This is a genomic window from Pseudomonas guineae (genome assembly GCF_900113745.1).
In the GTDB taxonomy this organism is placed as follows: Bacteria; Pseudomonadota; Gammaproteobacteria; order Pseudomonadales; family Pseudomonadaceae; genus Aquipseudomonas; species Aquipseudomonas guineae.
The window spans coordinates 906,569-924,736 of the sequence record NZ_FOQL01000001.1; the positions used below are offsets into that span (position 1 = coordinate 906,569).

General features: G+C 58.7%; 12 protein-coding genes and 1 pseudogene. 5 read left to right on the forward strand and 8 right to left on the reverse strand.

Annotated features, from left to right (window positions below; translation table 11 throughout):
• Nucleotides 1-119: 119 nt before the first annotated feature.
• Nucleotides 120-2,240, forward strand: coding sequence for a TonB-dependent receptor (locus tag BMZ32_RS04240; RefSeq protein ID WP_090240001.1), 2,121 nt, complete (start codon nt 120-122; stop codon nt 2,238-2,240).
• A gap of 57 nt (nt 2,241-2,297) precedes the next feature.
• On the opposite strand, the gene BMZ32_RS04245 is transcribed toward BMZ32_RS04240, so the two are convergent.
• Both BMZ32_RS04245 and BMZ32_RS04250 read right to left on the reverse strand, forming a co-directional pair.
• A complete protein-coding gene (locus tag BMZ32_RS04245) occupies nt 2,298-3,680 on the reverse strand; it encodes an NAD(P)-binding domain-containing protein (protein ID WP_090240003.1) in 1,383 nt (460 codons plus the stop codon).
• Between the two features lie 338 nt (nt 3,681-4,018).
• Complete coding sequence (locus BMZ32_RS04250; protein ID WP_090240009.1) at nt 4,019-5,182, reverse strand: type III PLP-dependent enzyme; 1,164 nt, start codon at nt 5,180-5,182, stop codon at nt 4,019-4,021.
• A 461-nt stretch (nt 5,183-5,643) separates the two neighbouring features.
• Here BMZ32_RS04250 and BMZ32_RS04255 point away from each other — a divergent pair, with 461 nt between their 5' ends.
• Nucleotides 5,644-7,227: a peptide chain release factor 3 gene (locus BMZ32_RS04255; RefSeq protein WP_090240012.1), complete on the forward strand. Its 1,584-nt coding sequence runs from the start codon at nt 5,644-5,646 to the stop codon at nt 7,225-7,227.
• A gap of 90 nt (nt 7,228-7,317) precedes the next feature.
• Here BMZ32_RS04255 and BMZ32_RS04260 read toward each other — a convergent pair whose 3' ends face one another.
• Complete coding sequence (locus BMZ32_RS04260) at nt 7,318-8,535, reverse strand: hypothetical protein (protein ID WP_090240015.1); 1,218 nt, start codon at nt 8,533-8,535, stop codon at nt 7,318-7,320.
• Between the two features lie 127 nt (nt 8,536-8,662).
• On the opposite strand from BMZ32_RS04260, the gene BMZ32_RS04265 reads away from it, so the two are divergent.
• Nucleotides 8,663-9,445, forward strand: coding sequence for a TatD family hydrolase (locus tag BMZ32_RS04265; protein WP_090240018.1), 783 nt, complete (start codon nt 8,663-8,665; stop codon nt 9,443-9,445).
• 113 nt (nt 9,446-9,558) lie between these two features.
• Here BMZ32_RS04265 and BMZ32_RS19735 read toward each other — a convergent pair whose 3' ends face one another.
• Both BMZ32_RS19735 and BMZ32_RS19740 read right to left on the reverse strand, forming a co-directional pair.
• Nucleotides 9,559-10,272, reverse strand: coding sequence for a methyl-accepting chemotaxis protein (locus BMZ32_RS19735; protein WP_423815452.1), 714 nt, complete (start codon nt 10,270-10,272; stop codon nt 9,559-9,561).
• A 141-nt stretch (nt 10,273-10,413) separates the two neighbouring features.
• Nucleotides 10,414-11,556 (reverse strand): annotated as a pseudogene (locus BMZ32_RS19740) (HAMP domain-containing protein); the annotation flags it as partial.
• Between the two features lie 252 nt (nt 11,557-11,808).
• On the opposite strand from BMZ32_RS19740, the gene BMZ32_RS04275 reads away from it, so the two are divergent.
• On the forward strand, nt 11,809-12,711 hold the full coding sequence (locus BMZ32_RS04275; RefSeq protein WP_090240023.1) for an ROK family protein: 903 nt from the start codon (nt 11,809-11,811) through the stop codon (nt 12,709-12,711).
• 264 nt (nt 12,712-12,975) lie between these two features.
• Here BMZ32_RS04275 and ampE read toward each other — a convergent pair whose 3' ends face one another.
• The 3 genes from ampE to BMZ32_RS04290 form a co-directional block, all read right to left on the reverse strand.
• On the reverse strand, nt 12,976-13,812 hold the full coding sequence (ampE, locus tag BMZ32_RS04280) for a regulatory signaling modulator protein AmpE (protein ID WP_090240026.1): 837 nt from the start codon (nt 13,810-13,812) through the stop codon (nt 12,976-12,978).
• Complete coding sequence (ampD, locus tag BMZ32_RS04285; RefSeq protein WP_090240028.1) at nt 13,809-14,372, reverse strand: 1,6-anhydro-N-acetylmuramyl-L-alanine amidase AmpD; 564 nt, start codon at nt 14,370-14,372, stop codon at nt 13,809-13,811. Before ampD ends, ampE begins: the two co-directional genes overlap by 4 nt.
• Before the next feature lie 237 nt (nt 14,373-14,609).
• A complete protein-coding gene (locus BMZ32_RS04290; protein ID WP_090240030.1) occupies nt 14,610-16,925 on the reverse strand; it encodes a DUF1631 domain-containing protein in 2,316 nt (771 codons plus the stop codon).
• Nucleotides 16,926-17,279: 354 nt separating this feature from the next.
• On the opposite strand from BMZ32_RS04290, the gene nadC reads away from it, so the two are divergent.
• The gene (gene nadC, locus BMZ32_RS04295) at nt 17,280-18,128 is read left to right on the forward strand and encodes a carboxylating nicotinate-nucleotide diphosphorylase (protein WP_090240033.1); all 849 of its coding nucleotides are present in this window, start codon (nt 17,280-17,282) and stop codon (nt 18,126-18,128) included.
• Nucleotides 18,129-18,168 lie beyond the last annotated feature (40 nt).

Genomic DNA, 18,168 nt, shown 5'->3' on the forward strand with positions numbered 1-18,168 from the left:
GTCAAGAGATTGCTTGAGTCCAGCAAAAGCTATGGTGCACCGGAGTCTTTTACAATAAATTTACATTTGTTAATGATAAGCCTTACCATAAAGCATAACTTCTTGTTTGGAGCTGCCCGGTGACCGTCTTCCGCTTAAAACCCCTCTACCTCGCACTGCTGGGCGCGTTCGCTGCGCCAGCTGTACACGCCGAATCAAACAGTGCACTGGAGATTCCCGCCGCCACTGTTACCGGGCAGCAGCAACAGACCAGCTACCAGCCCAGTCGCAGCACCAGCGCGCTGAAGATTGATGCGCCACTGCGCGACATTCCACAGACGGTTAACGTCATTCCGCAGAGCGTGATCAAGGATCAGGGCGCGCAGTCGATGGAAGACGTGCTGAAGAACGTGCCTGGCGTGGGCTTGTCCAACGGCGACGGCCAGCGCGACCAGGTCACCATTCGCGGCTTCAGCGCCATCGGCGACCAGTACATCGACGGCATCCGTGACGACGCGCTGTACTACCGCGATCTATCGAACATCGAGCGCGTGGAAGTGATCAAGGGCCCTGCTGCGGTTCTCTACGGCCGAGGCTCTTCGGGCGGCCTGATCAACAGCGTGAGCAAGCGCCCGACCTTCGCCCCAGTGCAGGAAGTCGGCGTTTCGGTCGACAGCGAAGGCAAGAAGCGCACCCAGTTCGATGCTGGCTGGGCCGATCAGGAGCAGGGCGACAAAGCCCTGCGCGTGACCGGTGCAGTGGAAGACAGCGACGGTTTTCGCGACGACGCCTTCCTTGAGCGCAAGGCCCTGGCCGCGTCGAGTTACTTCAAACTGTCCGATGACCTAGAGCTCAACTTGGGCGCCAGCTACCTTTACGACAAGCGCCTGATCGACTTCGGCATTCCAGCGCTAAACGGCCGGCCGGTGGACGTTGACCCTGGCACCCGCTTCGGTTCCGCCGACCCGGACCAAGACTACACCCGCAGCGAGGTATTCTCCTTCACCGCCGGCCTTGAGTATCAGATCAACGACGACTTCAGCCTGTCCAACACCAGTCGTTACTACCACTACGACCTGGACCGCAATAACACCCTGGCCCACACCGACGCCAACCGCTTCGTCACCGCCGCCAACGGCGAGCTGCTGGTCAAATTGCGTCGCGGTAACGTGCAGCGCAAAGAGGATGGCTGGTTCAACCAAACTGAACTGAAGCAACAGGCGCAGATTGCAGGCATGCAGCACAGCCTGCTCTATGGGGTCGAACTGGGTCGGCAGAACAAACATCAGACGGTTTTCAGCCAGAGCGATGTGGTGCGGGTGCCGTTGTTCCGCGATGGCTTGGTCGACGTGCCATTCCAGGCGGCACAAATGACCTCCAAAGGACTTAACACCCAAGACACAGCCGGTATCTATGTGCAGGACCTGATCGAACTGGCGCCACAGTGGAAGGCCCTGCTCGGCGTGCGTTATGACGTATTCGACCAGGCCTTCGCTGACGACCTGAGCGGCCAAGACATCTCGCGTACCGACCGCACTTGGAGCCCACGGGTTGGGCTGGTCTTCCAGCCGGACCAGGTGCAGTCCTACTACGTCTCGGTGAGCCGCTCCTACCAGCCGTCAGGCGAAACCTTCCCGCTGAACAACTCGATCAAAGACTTAGAGCCAGAGCAGACCACCAATTACGAGCTGGGTGGCAAATGGGACCTACTCGACCAGCGTCTGTCGCTGACCGCGTCGGTGTTCCGCCTTGAGCGCACCGACATGAAGACCAGCGACCCGGCCAACCCAGGCCAGACGATCCTCGCCGGCGAGCAACGCACCGATGGTTTCGAGGCAACCCTAAGCGGCCAGCTCAGCGACAAGTGGCAGGTGTATGCCGGCTACGCCTACCTCGATGCGGAGATCAGCAAGTCCACCAGCTTCACCAATGGCGTGGCCAACCAGGGCCAGACGCCAACCCTGACCCCACGCAATAGCGCCAACCTGTGGCTGGTGCGCTCGCTGAATCAGCAATGGCGTGTCGGCATGGGCGCCAACTATGTCGATGAGCGCTTCACCGCTTTGGATAACGCTACCGTCATGCCCAGCTACACGACCTACGATGCCGCGCTGCTTTACGGCCAACCACAATGGGACGCAGCACTTCGCCTGCGCAACGTATTTGACAAGGCGTATTTCGCTTCAGCCCATGGCTCAGTGGACTTAATCACGCCTGGCGCACCACGCAGCCTGGAACTGAGTGCTAACTACCGCTTCTGATCTTCGCGCCGCCGTACCGACTCGGCATTGCAGCCGAGGCGGTACTGGCAATCAAATTCAGACCTGCTCCACAGGCTCGCCAACAACACCGGCGTAGTCATGGCTGAGAAAGTGTTCCAGCGAGTCGTCGAGAATTTCCAGCCACGGGGCTGGCAACTCGGGGGCTGCGGTGCCCGTGACGGTGGAGGTGTAGCACTGGTTGCGATAACCCATGATGTCGACCTTCTTGTCCTGCTTCCAGCGCTTGAACAACTCGCCCTGGGCCTCGACGGCAAACTCGGGGTAGTCGGTCGGCTGCAACAGATCACGCACATAGGCTGCCTGGAAATCGATTTCGGCACTGGCGTTTGCCAAGGCTTCTTCGCGGCTCAGCCAATCTTGCATATCCGCCTGCATCGTCGCGGCATCCGGCAAAGGGATGCGCCCGAGCATGACATCGCGGGCATACCAGGCCTGGGCATCGAACATGTTGAAGGTGAAGTACTGATCCTGCATACCGAGGTAGATCAAGCGTGGGTTGCTCTCCCAGAGGATGCCCTTGTACAGGCTCTGCGGGTAGAGCCGGTTACGGGTTTGCAGGCGCAAATCATCCGGCAGGAACGGAAAGCTGTGCTGGTAGCCCGTACACAGAATGATCGCATCCACTGCTTTGCTGCTGCCGTCACTAAAGTGCGCCACGTTGCCGTCGAGGCGCTCCAGTAACGGCACTTCAGTAATACCTGCAGGCCAGTCGTAACCCAGTGGGCGGGAGCGGTAGCTAAACGTCACCGACTTGGCACCGTACTTGTGGCATTGGGTGCCAATGTCTTCGGCCGAGTAACTGCTACCGACCAGCAGCAAATCCTTATCCTTGAATTCCAGCGCATCGCGGAAGTCATGGGCATGCAACACTCGCCCGGGGAAGCGCTCGACGCCCGGAAAATAAGGCACGTTTGGCGTGGAGAAGTGCCCGGTAGCGACCACCACGAAATCGAACTCTTCGCTGTGCAGCTGATCTGTTTGGTGGTCCATGACCGTGACGCTGAAGCGTTGTGTGTGCTCATCGAAGCTGACCCAGCGCACGGCCGTTTCAAAGCGGATGTACTGACGTACATCTTTGCGCTCAATCCGCCCCATGACGTAGTTCTTCAGCACTTCACGTGGCGGGTAGGAGGGAATGGCGCGGCCAAAGTGCTCATCGAAGGAGTAGTCGGCAAACTCTAGACATTCCTTCGGGCCATTGGACCAAAGGTAGCGATACATACTGCCGTGGACCGGCTCACCGTGTTTATCCAGACCAGTACGCCAGGTGTAATTCCACATGCCGCCGAGGTCACTCTGCTTCTCGAAGCAGACGATTTCGGGCATTTCTTCATGTGCGGCAAGTTGGGCGGAAACAAAGGATCGAAGTTGTGCAAGCCCGCTGGGGCCGGCCCCAAGAATAGCGATTTTCAGGGACAAACCTTTCTCCTCTCTAATTGAATGGCCTTTTCACCCTAACGCGCCAAGCGCGCAAGCAGCAAGCTTGTTCCCTGAAATTAGTTCACGATGACGGCACTTTCAGCGCAAAGTCGCACACCCGCAAAACGCCGGAAAAGCCCAGCCAATCCACCTATACAAGCTAAACATGCTGCCGACAGGCCATGAAATATACTCATACAAATTACTAACTAGACGTCCCGCCGCACCACCCGCAGGGTTGCAAATACATTCGACTTTCGCTGAAAAAAGTCTGGAAAAGCCCTCGAGTAGAAACGAAAAACCCCGCCGGAGCGGGGTTTTAGCCGAGCGCGAGAGCCTTACAAGTAGAAGGCCTTCAGCGGTGGGAAACCGTTGAATTCCACGGCGCTGTAGCTGGTGGTGTAAGCGCCCGTAGACAACCAGTACAGACGGTCACCAATCGCCAGATTCAGCGGCAGACCGTACTTATAGTTTTCGTACATGATGTCGGCGCTGTCACAGGTTGGCCCGGCAATCACCACCTCCTCCATTTCACCCTTCTTCTCGGTGTAAATGGGGAATTTGATCGCCTCACCCATGGTTTCGATCAAACCGCCGAATAGGCCAACATCGACATACACCCAACGCTCGACGGCGGTACGCGACTTGCGCGCCACCAGCACCACTTCACTGACCAAGACGCCAGCATTGGCGATCAACGAACGGCCGGGTTCCAGAATGATTTCCGGCAACTCGTCGCCGAAGTCTTCCTTGAGGAAGCGGATGATTTCCTCGGCATAGGTTTCCAGGCTGTTAGTGCGGGTGATGTAGTTGGCCGGGAAGCCGCCGCCCATGTTGATCAATTTGAGCTCAATGCCATCTTCCTGCTTGAGCCGCTCAAAGATCACCTTGACCTTGGCAATCGCCGCATCCCACACGGAAATATCGCGCTGCTGCGAGCCAACGTGGAACGACAAACCGTAAGGCACCAAGCCAAGGTCACGGGCCAGAATCAGCAGGTCCATGGCCATGTCAGTCTGGCAGCCGAACTTGCGCGACAATGGCCAGTCGGCCGTGGTCGAACCTTCGGTAAGGATGCGCACATAAACCTTCGAGCCCGGCGCCGCCTTGGCGATATTGCGCAGGTCAGCTTCTGAGTCGGTGGCGAACATGCGCACGCCCTTCTCGAAGAAGTAGCGGATGTCTTTGGCTTTCTTAATGGTGTTGCCGTAGCTGATGCGCTCCGGGCCGACGCCACGGCTCATCACCTTGTCCAACTCATAAATGGAAGCGATGTCGAAGCTGGAGCCTTTTTCCTTGAGCAGGTCGATAATCTCGACTGCCGGGTTGGCCTTGACCGCGTAATACACGCTGGCAAATTCGAAACCGGCACGCAGGTCGTCGTAGGCTTTACTGATGATCGAGGTATCGATCACCACAAACGGGGTTTCCTGAGTATCAGCAAACGCCTTCATGCGCTGAAAAGTGGCGGGGGCGTAATAATCTTCGACCTTGATCGACATGCTCGACTCCATATGGCAAAACCAGAAACACAATAATTCGGGCAGCTAAACCGGGCACAGGTTCAACTGCGTTTCAGGGGGCGGCCGCAAACGGCCCAGAACGTCTGATCAGTTTCCCCACTTTGGTTCGCCTACTTCCCAAGGCATGTCGCCGAGTACCTAGAGGTCTCTCGTCGTCAGTACTTGAGCCGGATGGATCGTTGCCAGCATGGACGTTCGGCGCGAACTTTAGGGCTATGGACAGCTTAGATCAATCAAAAATGCCGTGCTTTTGACCTGCATTGTCGCCTTATTGATTGATCGTTTTATATTCAAAACAAAAAGTCATGGAATGCTGCACAACACGCGAAATCTTCGCGATTTTATCCTCTGACTACAGGTCGCCGCGCACGAAGGCGTTTACCGTTATAATCGCCGCCTTTTTTGACAGACCGACTATTCAGTCGATGGGTTCCCGCACAATGACCATCCAGGCCGCCGAAGTCGCCAAGCGCCGCACGTTCGCGATCATTTCTCACCCCGACGCCGGTAAAACCACTATTACCGAAAAGCTCTTGCTGATGGGCAAGGCGATTTCTGTCGCGGGTACGGTGAAGTCGCGTAAGTCAGACCGCCATGCGACCTCCGACTGGATGGAAATGGAAAAGCAGCGCGGCATTTCCATCACCACCTCGGTGATGCAGTTCCCCTACCGCGACCACATGGTCAACCTGCTTGACACCCCCGGCCACGAAGACTTCTCGGAAGACACCTATCGCACCCTGACGGCGGTAGACAGTGCGCTGATGGTGCTCGACGGTGGTAAAGGTGTTGAGCCGCGCACCATCGCCCTGATGGACGTGTGCCGCCTGCGTGATACGCCGATTGTCAGCTTCATCAACAAACTCGACCGCGACATTCGCGACCCCATCGAGCTACTTGATGAAATTGAAGCGGTACTGAAGATCAAAGCCGCACCTATCACCTGGCCGATTGGTTGCTATCGCGACTTTAAGGGTGTGTATCACCTGGCCGATGACTACATCATTGTTTACACCCCTGGCCACGGTCACGAGCGTACCGATGTAAAGATCATCGAAAAACTCGACTCCGACGAAGCACGCGACCATTTGGGTGACGAATACGAGCGCTTTACCGAGCAGCTGGAATTGGTGCAGGGCGCTTGCCATGAATTCAATCAACAAGAGTTCTTGGATGGCCAACTGACTCCGGTGTTCTTCGGCACCGCGCTGGGCAACTTCGGCGTCGATCATGTGCTCGACGCCGTGGTCAACTGGGCACCCAAGCCACTGGCCCGGGTCGCCAACGAGCGGACCGTAGAGCCCGTGGAAGAGAAATTCAGCGGCTTTGTGTTCAAGATCCAAGCGAACATGGACCCCAAGCACCGCGACCGCATCGCCTTTATGCGCATCTGCTCGGGCAAATACAGCCAGGGCATGAAGATGCGCCATGTGCGCACCGGCAAAGACCTGCGTATAGGCGACGCGCTGACCTTCTTCTCCAGCGAACGGGAGATGCTGGTCGAGGCCTATGCCGGCGACATCATCGGCCTGCACAACCACGGCACCATCCAGATCGGCGACACCTTCACCGAAGGTGAGGCGCTGGGCTTTACCGGCATTCCGCACTTCGCCCCGGAGCTGTTTCGCCGCGTGCGCCTGAAGGACCCGCTAAAATCCAAGCAACTGCGCCAAGGCTTGCAGCAGCTGGCCGAGGAAGGCGCGACCCAGGTGTTCTTCCCTGAGCGCAGCAACGACATCATCCTCGGCGCGGTCGGCGTGCTGCAGTTCGATGTGGTCGCCAGCCGCCTGAAAGAGGAATACAAGGTCGAGTGCGCGTACGAGCCCATCACCGTATGGTCGGCGCGCTGGATCGACTGCAGCGACAAGAAGAAGCTGGAGGAATTCTCCAACAAAGCGGTGGAAAACCTCGCCCTCGATGGCGGCGGCCACCTCACCTACCTGGCGCCAACCCGGGTCAACCTGGCGCTGATGGAAGAGCGCTGGCCCGACGTGAAATTCCGCGCTACGCGCGAGCATCACTAAGCCCTGCGAGCATTGGCGGGAGCCATTACTCCCGCCAGCGTTCTGCAAACGCGGACTGCTTAAGGCATTCCCCCGCGCGGCCCAACCGCGCTACGCCGCCACCGGCTTGGCCAGCACCACTACGGCCGCCGCCACCAGCACGGCCACCCCAAACCCAGATGCTCGCCACCACTGCCTGCGCCGTCCGGCGGCGAGTGCTGCCTGTAAAGCCTGTAAGCCGTAATAGATGACAAACATCTTTGAGGCGTAGGTAATGATCTCGTAGATATTGGCCGTCCAGGTGATACCAATGGCTACCAGCGCAGTGATCAGGTTGCCAATCCGCACCGGTATACGTCGCCCGCTGACTTCGGCCAATAAGCCGCCCGCGCCATTCGTGTCCGCTACCGCGGCAGATAATTGCGAGGCCAGCGCCGTGAGAATCAGTAACGGTGCGACGACGCTGCCAATCGGCTTGAGCAGATCGATAATCGCCGTTTCACCACCCTCGGCCGGCAAGCTGTCGGCAAACTGCCCGGTAATCAGCAGCAAAAACGCCAGGTAAATCGCGCCGGCAATCCACTGCGCCCAGCGCATGCTGCGTATTCGCAGCGTGGCGTCATACTGGTCACCGAGGTAGCGCGAGGTTTCAAAGCCTTGGACCAGAATCAGCAGCCCCATCAGGGTCGCAAGCCTATCCCAGAGGCTCATTTCCACAGTGCCAGCCCAGCCCAGCGAGCCATCCAGGTAAGCAGCGCTATTAACCTTGAAGAGCAGGATTAGCAACGCGCCGATCAAGGTCAGCTTGAGCGCCACCACCAGCACCTCAAGACGCTCCAGCCCGGCCAACCCACGCAGCAAGCCGAGCAGACCAATAGAGCCAATCACCACGGTAGAGACGATGCGTATCCAGTTGGGATCGACCACGTCGCCCAAGCGCAAACCGAAAGCGGCAAACAGGTTGAGGTAGTAGGCCACGGAAACAAAATACGCCAGGGACAATGCCAGATCAGAAGCGCGCTCCAAACCGACCTGATATGTCGGCGGATGTTGCGCCAGGCTCGGCTCGACATAACGGATGTTGTAGCGGATGGCCGCGCCAAACCAGTAACTCAACCCCCACAGCGCAAGCATGGCCAATGCCGCCCAGGGGCCAACCGCGTGCGCCAGGATAGGCCCCGCCACCAAAAAGCCCGAACCGATAATCGACGCCAGTGGCGTTACCGTCGCCCGCCATCCGGTCATCGCCAGCAAGCGTGGCTGAAAGAGCAGACAACCCAACAGCAATGCCCCTGCCAGCAGTACAGCGTTATTAAGGCTCAACATCATCTAGGCTAACCCGCCGCGTTCTATGGCCGCATGCTGCGGCCATAGGCCTGGTCAGGCAAGTGCAGCTGGCTTCCCAGAAGCGCCTTGCTCGCTTAGGCTGAACCTTATACATACCACGAGCGGCCCTATGCAGCGCCTGATCGACACCCACACCCACTTGGACTTCCCCGACTTCGATGCTGATCGCGACGCACTGTTGCGCCGCTGTCGCGACCTCGGCGTCGAGCGTTTAGTTGTGCTTGGCGTGCATCAGGCTAATTGGCAGCGCGTGTGGGACCTGGTGCTGGCTGAAGATGGCCTGTACGCCGCCTTCGGCCTGCACCCGATGTATCTGGATGAACACCAGCCCGCGCACGTGGCTGCGTTAAGCGACTGGCTGAGCCGTTACGCTGGCCACCCCAGGCTGTGCGCGGTGGGTGAGTTCGGTCTGGATTATTTTCTGCAGCAGCTTGATCGCCAACGCCAGCAGCAGTTATTTGAAGCACAACTCAAACTGGCCAGCGAGTTCGAGCTGCCCGCCCTGCTCCATGTACGCCGCGCCCATGCCGCGACTATCGCCACCCTCAAGCGCCTCAAACCAGCGCGGGGCGGCATCATCCACGCCTTCGCCGGCAGCTATGAGGAAGCCCGCGAATACCTCACGCTGGGTTTCAAACTGGGCCTGGGTGGCGCACCGACCTGGCCGCAAGCCTTGCGCCTACGCAAGGTGGTGGCGCAGCTGCCATTAGAGGCGATCGTGCTGGAAACCGACTCTCCGGACATGGCTCCAGCGATGCATCCCATCCAACGCAACAGCCCAGAGCATCTGCCTGATATCTGCGCAGCCCTGGCCGAATTGCGCGGTATTAGCCCAGACGAACTGGCCAGCGCCAGCAGCCGCAACGCGGCCGAATTGTTTGGCTGGAACTAGCGCCGCAGCACACTAGAGCGCTGCCCATACAGACTTGAAGCAAGTTCATCCGTCATCCCACTAAAACGACAAGGCCCACCTTATAGGTGGGCCTTGTCGGTACAGCAGAACGCTTACACGCGGAAGGCGCTGATCAACTGTTTCAGGCGGCTTACCGACCCCGACAGCTCGCGGCTGGCCTGCTCGGTTTGGCTGGCACCTTCAGCAGTGCGCTCACCAGCCTGGCTGATTTCGACAATGTTCTGGTCGATATCCTGAGCCACGGATGTTTGCTCCTCAGCGGCGGTGGCAATCTGCTGGTTTTGATCAACGATCATGCCCACAGCCGCGAGGATATTCTCCAGCGCTTGCTGGACTTTGCCGGACTCATTGACCGTGTTGTCGGCCATCTTGTGGCTGGAGCTCATCGACTTCACCGCCGCACCTACGCCACCTTGCAGCGTGGCGATCATCGACTCGATTTCCTGGGTGGACTGCTGGGTGCGTTTGGCCAGGTTGCGCACCTCATCAGCCACCACGGCAAAACCGCGGCCCTGCTCACCGGCACGCGCAGCCTCGATAGCCGCATTAAGCGCGAGCAAGTTAGTCTGCTCGGCGATGCCTTTGATCACGTCTAGCACCTGACTAATCGAGGCGCTATCGCTGGCCAGCTTGTTGATCACCGCCACCGACTGGTCAATTTCCCCTGCCAGTCGCTGGATACTGCCGACCTGCGACTCAACCAGCGCGCGGCCATTGGCTGTTTCATCATTCACGCTCTGCGCACTGCCCACCGCTGCCGCCGCGCTGCTGGCGACCTCCTGAGCGGTTGCCGACATCTGATTCATGGCCGTCGCCACCTGATCGATCTGTCCACGCTGCCCGGCTACGGCCTGGTTACTTTCCCCAGAGATCGCCTGCACACGATCGGCCTGACGCTCAACCTCAACCACTGTCTGTCCCACGCGCTCGATAAGCTGGTGGATTTTGCGCACCGTCTCATTGAACACCTGACCCAACTCACCCAACTCATCTCGGCTTTGCGCCTTGAAGCTGACAGTCATATCACCCGCCGCTACCTGATTCATCACCTGACCGAGACTCTTCAGGGTGGTGCGGATCGACACGTAGAACCCGCTATACAAATAAATGATCAGCAGGAATACCACCACCAAGGCAGCCACCAGTAACACCATGTGTACGCGATTTTCTTCCAGACGCACCTGCAACTGCTGGTCGAGAAACACCAGCACAGCGCTATTAAGTTCGTAGGTCTGCGCCATAGCCGCGCTGACATCGTCATAGAACTGCGCCCAAGGCATATCCAACGAGTCGGCGATCACCACCTTGTCTTCGAACAGCACCGCTATGGTTTTCAGGGTTTCCAGGCTGCTCGCAGCCGAGCTGGCCAATACCGTGCGCGCCTCAGCGCTGCTGTTGAGCGAGGTTTGTAGACTCAGGCCGTACTCGGCATGCAGCTTTTCCAGCTCCAGCAGCAGCTCATCAAAAGCAGTGCTGGCCGATGAGTTAAGAAACCCCTGCGCCAGCGAGTAGGCACCGATGGCCCGCCCTTCGCTTAGCGCAGCCGTGACCTTAGGCGTGGCGACGCTAACTAACTCGACCATCTGCCGCACCGCACTCTGGCGATCCTGACTCAGACCAGCCTGACTGGCGACCAGCTTAATAAACACCTGAGAGGAGCCCAGCAGCTTTTCCGCCAGGGCGATCTTGCCTTGCAGGGAGGCCTCACGTTGCACCGCCGCTAATTCGGCAATCAGTTCATCGCGCTTATTGTTGAATTCTTCGATCTGTTCCGCCTCGCGCACCACAGCCGCCATGCCCTGCAGCGCAGTGGAAATAGTCGCGTGAAGCTTAGTCAGACGCGCCTCAAGATCACCGGCCTGACCAGACTGACCGATCATGGCGTTGATCTCGACGAGGTCAACAAAGTCCTCAAGATTACGCCGTAACGTCAAACTTTCGCCCAGCAGGTCAATGCTTTCGAGGGCCGCTTGAGTGCTGACGAATTGGCGGTAGGAGTCACGCACCAAGTAGAAGTTGGTGACCAGCATGGGCAGCAAGAACAGCACACTGATCAAGCTGAACTTCATACCGAAGCTGAGGCGATTCATTAGCGCGATGGCCGGATACAGCACGGTCTTCACAGGACGTCTCCAGTTCTAATTATTGTTGTGTCAGGTTACAAATAGGCCGCGCACAATGGCAAATGACGCCCTACATGTCCCTTGTTGCTCGACCTACGGCACTTGAATCAACCGGATAGATAAGCGCCGATTGACGTGACCACTGTCACAAAGCGGCGACCGAGCAATGCGCCATGTATACCTCTTATCGACTTCAACCTCTGTAACTTAAGGTTAATGATGCACACACCGCTGAAGCTGGGTATTGATTTGGGTGGCAGCAAAGTCGAAATCATCGCCCTGGACAACGGCCGCCAAGTCTTACGCCGCCGCGCCCCAACGCCACAAGGCGATTATCCGCAAACCGTCGAGTTACTCGCCCGTTTAGTGGAGGACTGCGAGCGCGAGTTGGGCCGCCGCGGCAGTGTCGGGGTCGGCATCCCCGGCACCCGCTCCCCAGACCATGGGCGGATCAAGAATGCCAACTCTCTGTGCCTGATTGGCCAGGACTTACAGACCGACCTTGAACAGCGCTTAAACCGCCCGATGCGCCTGGCCAACGACGCCGATTGCTTTGCCCTCTCAGAAGCCTGCGATGGCGCCGGCGCAGGAGCCGCTAGCGTGTTCGGGGTGATTCTCGGCACAGGCGTCGGCGGCGGGCTGGTCGTGCACCAGCAACTGCTCAGCGGGCCGAATGCCATTACTGGCGAATGGGGGCATAACCCTCTGCCCTGGCGGCGCAGCGAGGACGGCCCGAGCCGGCGCTGTTATTGCGGCAAGGATGATTGCATCGAGACTTTTTTAAGTGGCCCAGGCTGGGTGGCGCGCAGCAACCTTGGCCTGGATGCGAGCGCCTTGGTAAACGCCGCAACAGTCGGTAATCCAGCAGCTCAGCAGGCATTTGCCCGTTATTGCGACCAACTGGCGCGAGGTTTGGCGGCGGTGATCAACCTGATTGACCCACACGTTATCGTCCTCGGCGGCGGCCTGTCCAACAGCCGCGCGCTCTACTCTGATGTATTGCCGCTGCTGGCGCGCTACGTGTTCTCCGACCAGGTCAACACGCGCCTGCTGCAAGCTCACCACGGCGACTCCAGCGGCGTGCGCGGCGCCGCCTGGCTGTGGAACGACGATCTCAGATAAGCCTTGGTACACGAGAGGAGTTGCAGCCTGCTTTTGTCAGGTGAGTTAGCGGCGTTGGAGCGGCCTGGCTGACGCTACGCAAGCTGGTCGCCGCGTAACCCACCACACGGCGATTTACCAGTAGGCCGCCATGATGGGTTAAGGCGTGCCGGCGGTTGCTGTTGCTTGCCTGGCCGCAATTCGTGCCTAAACCACTCTACACATTACTGCGCCTCAGAAATCGCATAACCGTGCCACACGCCAACATATATGGAGCACAAGGCCTTAGATAAGCAGGGTCCACACGGCAAACCCCGCATACCAGAACACCGCGGCGCGCACCAGCAACTGCCACAGCCCATCCAGACTGCTGACGCCGGCTTCGCCAATCACCGGCTCCGGAATCTCGCCAGCCGCCCGCGCAGTGTTAATGACCAACTGCGCCGCGCTAATGTCCCAACTAAGCAGTTCGTGCAGCAACGCCCGACTCACCCCGGCAAAATTGCCCACTAGGGCAAAGCTGGCGGCCAATACACGCACCGGCAACCAATCGAGGCCATGGCGCACCTGCGCAGCCGCCTCACACAAGGCTGGCAACGTCGCCTGTTCGCTGCTCAAAGCAACCAGCCGATATGCCAACGCCGCTACAGGCCCCAACAGCGCGTACCAGAAGATCACCGCGAAAAAGCTCTGATAGGCCTGCCATACCAAATGGCCCTGCACGCGCTGCAGTAACTCGCCCTCTTCGTCCGCCTCAAGCGACAAATCACGCTGGGCAACCAGGTACGCCGCCTCGGCATCGCCACGCCGCCAGCTGTCGCGAAACGGCCCCAGCGCCGCCAGCAGATCACCGCGACCCAGACTGTAAATCACTACCACTAGATGCACCGGCAACGCCAACCAGCCGTATGCCACAGACTCTAACAACAACAGAATCAGCCCCAGCACCAACAGCGGCAGCAGTACCAGCAAAGCCAACGCCAGCCAGGGGCGCTCAGCCCACTGAGGCTTGCGCTCAAGCGCCGTTAATAACCGCAGCCAGGGGCCGTCGTGTTGAATGTGCTTACGCCAGGCCGAGAACTTCTCGACCCACAGCACCAGCAGTAGCACCAGAAAATTCATGTCAGCTCCTTGTCTTGCTGCAATGCCAGGCGCATACGCTGCCAGTCGAATGCCGGGCCGGGGTCAGTCTTGCGGCCTGGCGCGATATCGCTATGCCCGCAGATACGCGCCTGGGTGATGGCCGGATAAGCCGCTTGCAGTTGCTGCGTCAGCGCGATCAGCGCCGCATATTGCGCCGCCGTAAAGGGCAGATCATCGGTCCCTTCAAGCTCAATCCCTAGGGAAAAATCATTACAGTTTTCCCGCTCGGCAAAGCGCGACTGTCCCGCATGCCAGGCGCGCTCATTACAAGAGACGAACTGCGTGACAGCGCCATCACGCTCGATAAAGAAATGCGCGGACACCTGCAGGCTCGCGATACTGGCGAAATACGGATGTTCATCCGCGTCCAGCCGGTTCTGAAAGAACGCCTGCACCTTACCCGTACCGAACTCGCCAGGCGGCAAGCTGATGTTGTGAATCACCAACAAAGAAACCTCACCCAGCGGCCGCTGATTGAAGTTCGGCGAGGGACAGTGCTGGATACCATCACACCAGCCACTGGAAGGGTCCAGCTGCATAAAAGCTCCTTGATCAAGCGGCCACTCTAGTTCAGCGTCGCCTCAAGGCCAAGGGTGAAAGCCAAGCAAGCGCTTCGGCGCCCGTAGACCTGGACTTGGCCGCGATGCATGTTTATCTAGCTTCGATTTATGGGTTCGCTCGCGACTATAGGGGCCAAGACCGTCAACAGCAGCGACCCAAATAAAAACGCCGCCGAGGTAGCCCCGGCGGCGTGATTGTTAGCCTACGCCGGCTGATCAGGTGCCCTTGAGCTTCCGCAAGTTGCCAATCACCGACTCCAGCGCCCGGTCAAACAGCAGCGCGTCATCCAGCAAGCGAATGGCACTGCGGCGGAACTCTACAGCCAGGCCCATACGGGTCTTCTCCAACACCTTCATGCCGGTGCGGTTGACGAAGATGTATTTACCCGTCGGCTTGATCACTGCGGCCAGCTTGCAACGCAGCTTGTGTTCTTCGTCTTCCTGAAACTCGACCCAGCTACCGACACGCAGGTTGTCCACCTGCAGCAACGCCTCATCATCGTCAGGCAGGCTGATTTCTGGCTCGGTAGCACGCAGCTCGCCTGGCGCCAGCAGGATGATTTCTTCTATCACCTCGACCATCGCGGGCTCTTCAACAGCCTCCGCAGCAGGCAGTTCCAGCAGAGGTAAGTCCATCCCGACCTCAGCCAGCTCAGCGCGTTGCTCGTCAGTAATATCAGCGAGCACCGGGGCATCGGCCGGCGCACTGTCTTCCGGCAAGCTGCGCTTAAAGCGCTGGAAGGCTTGCACATGCAAGGCTTCCAGCTGGTTGAAGAATTCACCAGTAGAGAACGGATCAAACGCCGCGCTGGCCATGCCTTCACGCAGCGCCTTAAGCAAGCTTGGCACCATCTCCAGCAGGCGCATACGCGCTTCTGGTTCGTCGTGGTGCTCAACACTCCAAACCAGGTCATCCATCGTCGCCAAGGCGGCCTGCCACTGGTCTGACTCAACCCCGTGCTTTAGGCACGTAAGCATCAATACCTTGCTCCAAGCCTCCTGCAGCAAGCGCACCACTACTTCCGGCAGGGTCTTGCCAAGCAGCCGCTGATTCAGTGCCTGCTCGACTTGACGCCGCGCCAATGCTGCTTTGGCACTGCCTTCTTCGGCATCACGCGTGCGCTGTTCAAGCAGCTCGCTGCGCCGACGCTCGTCACCGGTAAAGGCCAGAAACTCGGCGAGCAGCTCGGAGAAAATAAGCGGATCGTCAACAAAGTCGTTGAGCAGACGCTGCACCACCTGCTCGATCTTTAGATACAGGCTGTCGCGCTGCGCGCCATCCTGCTCACCCCAGCCCAGGGCCGCCGAGGCGATTTCATTGAGCAAGCGGCGGGCCGGATGGCTGCCACGGCTGAAGAAGGTTTTGTCGATCACCGCCACTTTCAGCATCGGTATCTGCAAACGGCCGATCAGCGCCTTGAGCGAGTCCGGCAGGGTGCGGTCATCAAGGATGAACTCGAACAGCATCGACACCAGATTGATGACGTCTTCATCAACCTCACCGACCACTCGCGCTTTGCCAGCCTTAGCACTGGCACGGGTCAGCAAGCCTTCAAGCTGCTCGCGCAAATCAAAATCATCGCTAACCTGTGCCGGCGCACGCTGCTGCATATGCGAGAGCAGGCGCATCAGGTCATTACTGGAAATCGGCATGGCGTCGGCCGGCCGGTTACGTTGCGCAAGCGTCGTACCGCGCGCCTGGGACAGCAGCGCCTGCAGCGCGCCAAACACCTCCTGCACGCCCTCATCGGCAAACCCAGCCGACAGCTCAGGCGCCGCCTCCTGCCCTGCGTTACCGGCTGGCGCATTGGTACGCGAGGGGTTACGCCGCGCCGGTGCAGACTTGAGTTCAGGCAGCACGCCAGTGGCAATCAAGGCCTGGTTGGCTTGCGCATACAACTGATCGAGACCAGTCAGCACGTACTTTTCAAACAGCTTCAGAATAATAAGCTTGACCCTGATCTCGACGCCCAAACTGCTGCAGGCATCTAGGAAGAACTCGCAGAGGCAAGTTGGGCCGAGCGGGTTGGTTTTGTCATCGAGCTTCTTGCTGACCATTGCATTGAAACGGGTGGTCAGATGGTTGAGCGCCGTCGCATCACGGCTGACCACCTTGGCCACCATCGAATCCAGGGCGACCGACTCTTCCAGCGCGTCGTTCTGCACCAACGACAACGCATCAAATGACACCGCATCCAAGGGTGCAGGCTTACCGATTTCATATTGATTAAGCGTGGCGAAGGCTTCAAAAACCTTCTGCAAGAAGCCACGCTCAATATTTTTGCGCTTCAAGCGCAGATCGCGCATCGCCTCAAAAAAGGCATTCTGCTCGGCGTTGCTGGTGGCGCGATCGGCCATCTCGAATAGCGTATCGTCGGCATTATCAAACAGCGCCTGCAACGCCGTTTTCAGCTGTTGCGCCGCGTTGTCACGTACAGTTGTTAGCGCCACAGGCAGTCTTCCTACCGGTGAAGTGGGCGATTGCTCAGGGCTTACCTTGCTCAGGCGCACCACATTCGCATCAGTCTTCATTGCGATTCTCCTGCAGACTGCCCCTCTTGGGCTAACTGACCTGCACAGCGATCAACTGAGCGTCATCCGTAACGTCAAAGGCCTGGCGTCAACAATTATAAGAAGTAAAGCCATTATAGAGATGTGCACGCACATACCAAGCTGACTTTTCATCCATACATGACCCAAGTCACAGATGCAGCGCCCCAGCTTCCCAGCGGTCACCTGCAGTGACCAGTGCCGCACGCCATAACACAAAGCCCTACCAAGCATTTTCACCAGCATAGCCCCACAACCGTCAGAGAACAGCCGTAAGCACTGCGCAAACAGCCGGCAAACTCTATAATCGGCGCATTCTGCTGACTGGAGCCCATCATGCCTAACCTGATCCTCGCCGACCTCGCCAACGAAATCGAGGCCAACGTGCGCCGCGCGCTGGCAGAGGATATCGGCAGCGGCGACATCACCGCCCAGTTGATACCCTCCGATCGCCTGGCGCATGCCAAGGTCATCACCCGTGAAACCGCGATCATCTGCGGCACCGCCTGGGTCGATGCGGCATTCCGCCAACTCGACCCGCGTGTCGCGGTTCATTGGCACATCCAGGACGGCCAGCGCGCCGAGCCCAACCAGGTACTATTTGAACTGGAAGGCCCCGCCCGCGCTTTACTAAGCGGCGAGCGCAGCGCGCTGAACTTCCTGCAGACCCTCTCCGCCGTCGCCACCCGCTGCCAACACTATGCTGACCTCGTGCAAGGCACCGCCGTGAAACTGCTCGACACCCGCAAAACCCTACCCGGCCTGCGCCTGGCACAGAAATACGCCGTTACCCAAGGCAGTTGCCACAACCACCGCATCGGCCTGTTTGATGCCTTCCTTATTAAAGAAAACCACATCGCCGCCTGCGGCGGCATAGCCCAAGCCGTGACCGCCGCCCATAAAATCGCCCCCGGCAAGCCGGTGGAAGTTGAAGTAGAAAGCTTGCACGAACTGCGCGAGGCACTCGACGCGGGTGCCGACATCATCATGCTCGATGAGCTTAGCCTGGACGAAATGCGCGAGGCCGTCGCCACCAGCCTAGGCCAAGCCAAGCTGGAGGCCTCGGGCGGGGTGAATGAAAGCACCTTGAGGGCGATTGCTGAGACAGGCGTTGATTATGTGTCGATTGGTGCGTTGACCAAAGATGTAAGAGCAGTGGATTTGTCGATGCGGTTAAGCTCGTAAGCAGATAGAGTAAAAACACTTAAGCAACAAGCCACACACC

What these genes read in the sequence shown, in the direction of transcription:
- BMZ32_RS04250 (WP_090240009.1), bottom strand. Translation starts at nt 5,182, where the DNA reads ATGTCGATCAAGGTCGAAGATTATTACGCCCCCGCCACTTTTCAGCGC.
- BMZ32_RS04255 (WP_090240012.1), top strand. Translation starts at nt 5,644, where the DNA reads ATGACCATCCAGGCCGCCGAAGTCGCCAAGCGCCGCACGTTCGCGATC.
- BMZ32_RS04260 (WP_090240015.1), bottom strand. Translation starts at nt 8,535, where the DNA reads ATGATGTTGAGCCTTAATAACGCTGTACTGCTGGCAGGGGCATTGCTG.
- BMZ32_RS04265 (WP_090240018.1), top strand. Translation starts at nt 8,663, where the DNA reads ATGCAGCGCCTGATCGACACCCACACCCACTTGGACTTCCCCGACTTC.
- BMZ32_RS19735 (WP_423815452.1), bottom strand. Translation starts at nt 10,272, where the DNA reads ATGAATCAGATGTCGGCAACCGCTCAGGAGGTCGCCAGCAGCGCGGCG.
- BMZ32_RS04275 (WP_090240023.1), top strand. Translation starts at nt 11,809, where the DNA reads ATGCACACACCGCTGAAGCTGGGTATTGATTTGGGTGGCAGCAAAGTC.
- ampE (WP_090240026.1), bottom strand. Translation starts at nt 13,812, where the DNA reads ATGAATTTTCTGGTGCTACTGCTGGTGCTGTGGGTCGAGAAGTTCTCG.
- ampD (WP_090240028.1), bottom strand. Translation starts at nt 14,372, where the DNA reads ATGCAGCTGGACCCTTCCAGTGGCTGGTGTGATGGTATCCAGCACTGT.
- BMZ32_RS04290 (WP_090240030.1), bottom strand. Translation starts at nt 16,925, where the DNA reads ATGAAGACTGATGCGAATGTGGTGCGCCTGAGCAAGGTAAGCCCTGAG.
- nadC (WP_090240033.1), top strand. Translation starts at nt 17,280, where the DNA reads ATGCCTAACCTGATCCTCGCCGACCTCGCCAACGAAATCGAGGCCAAC.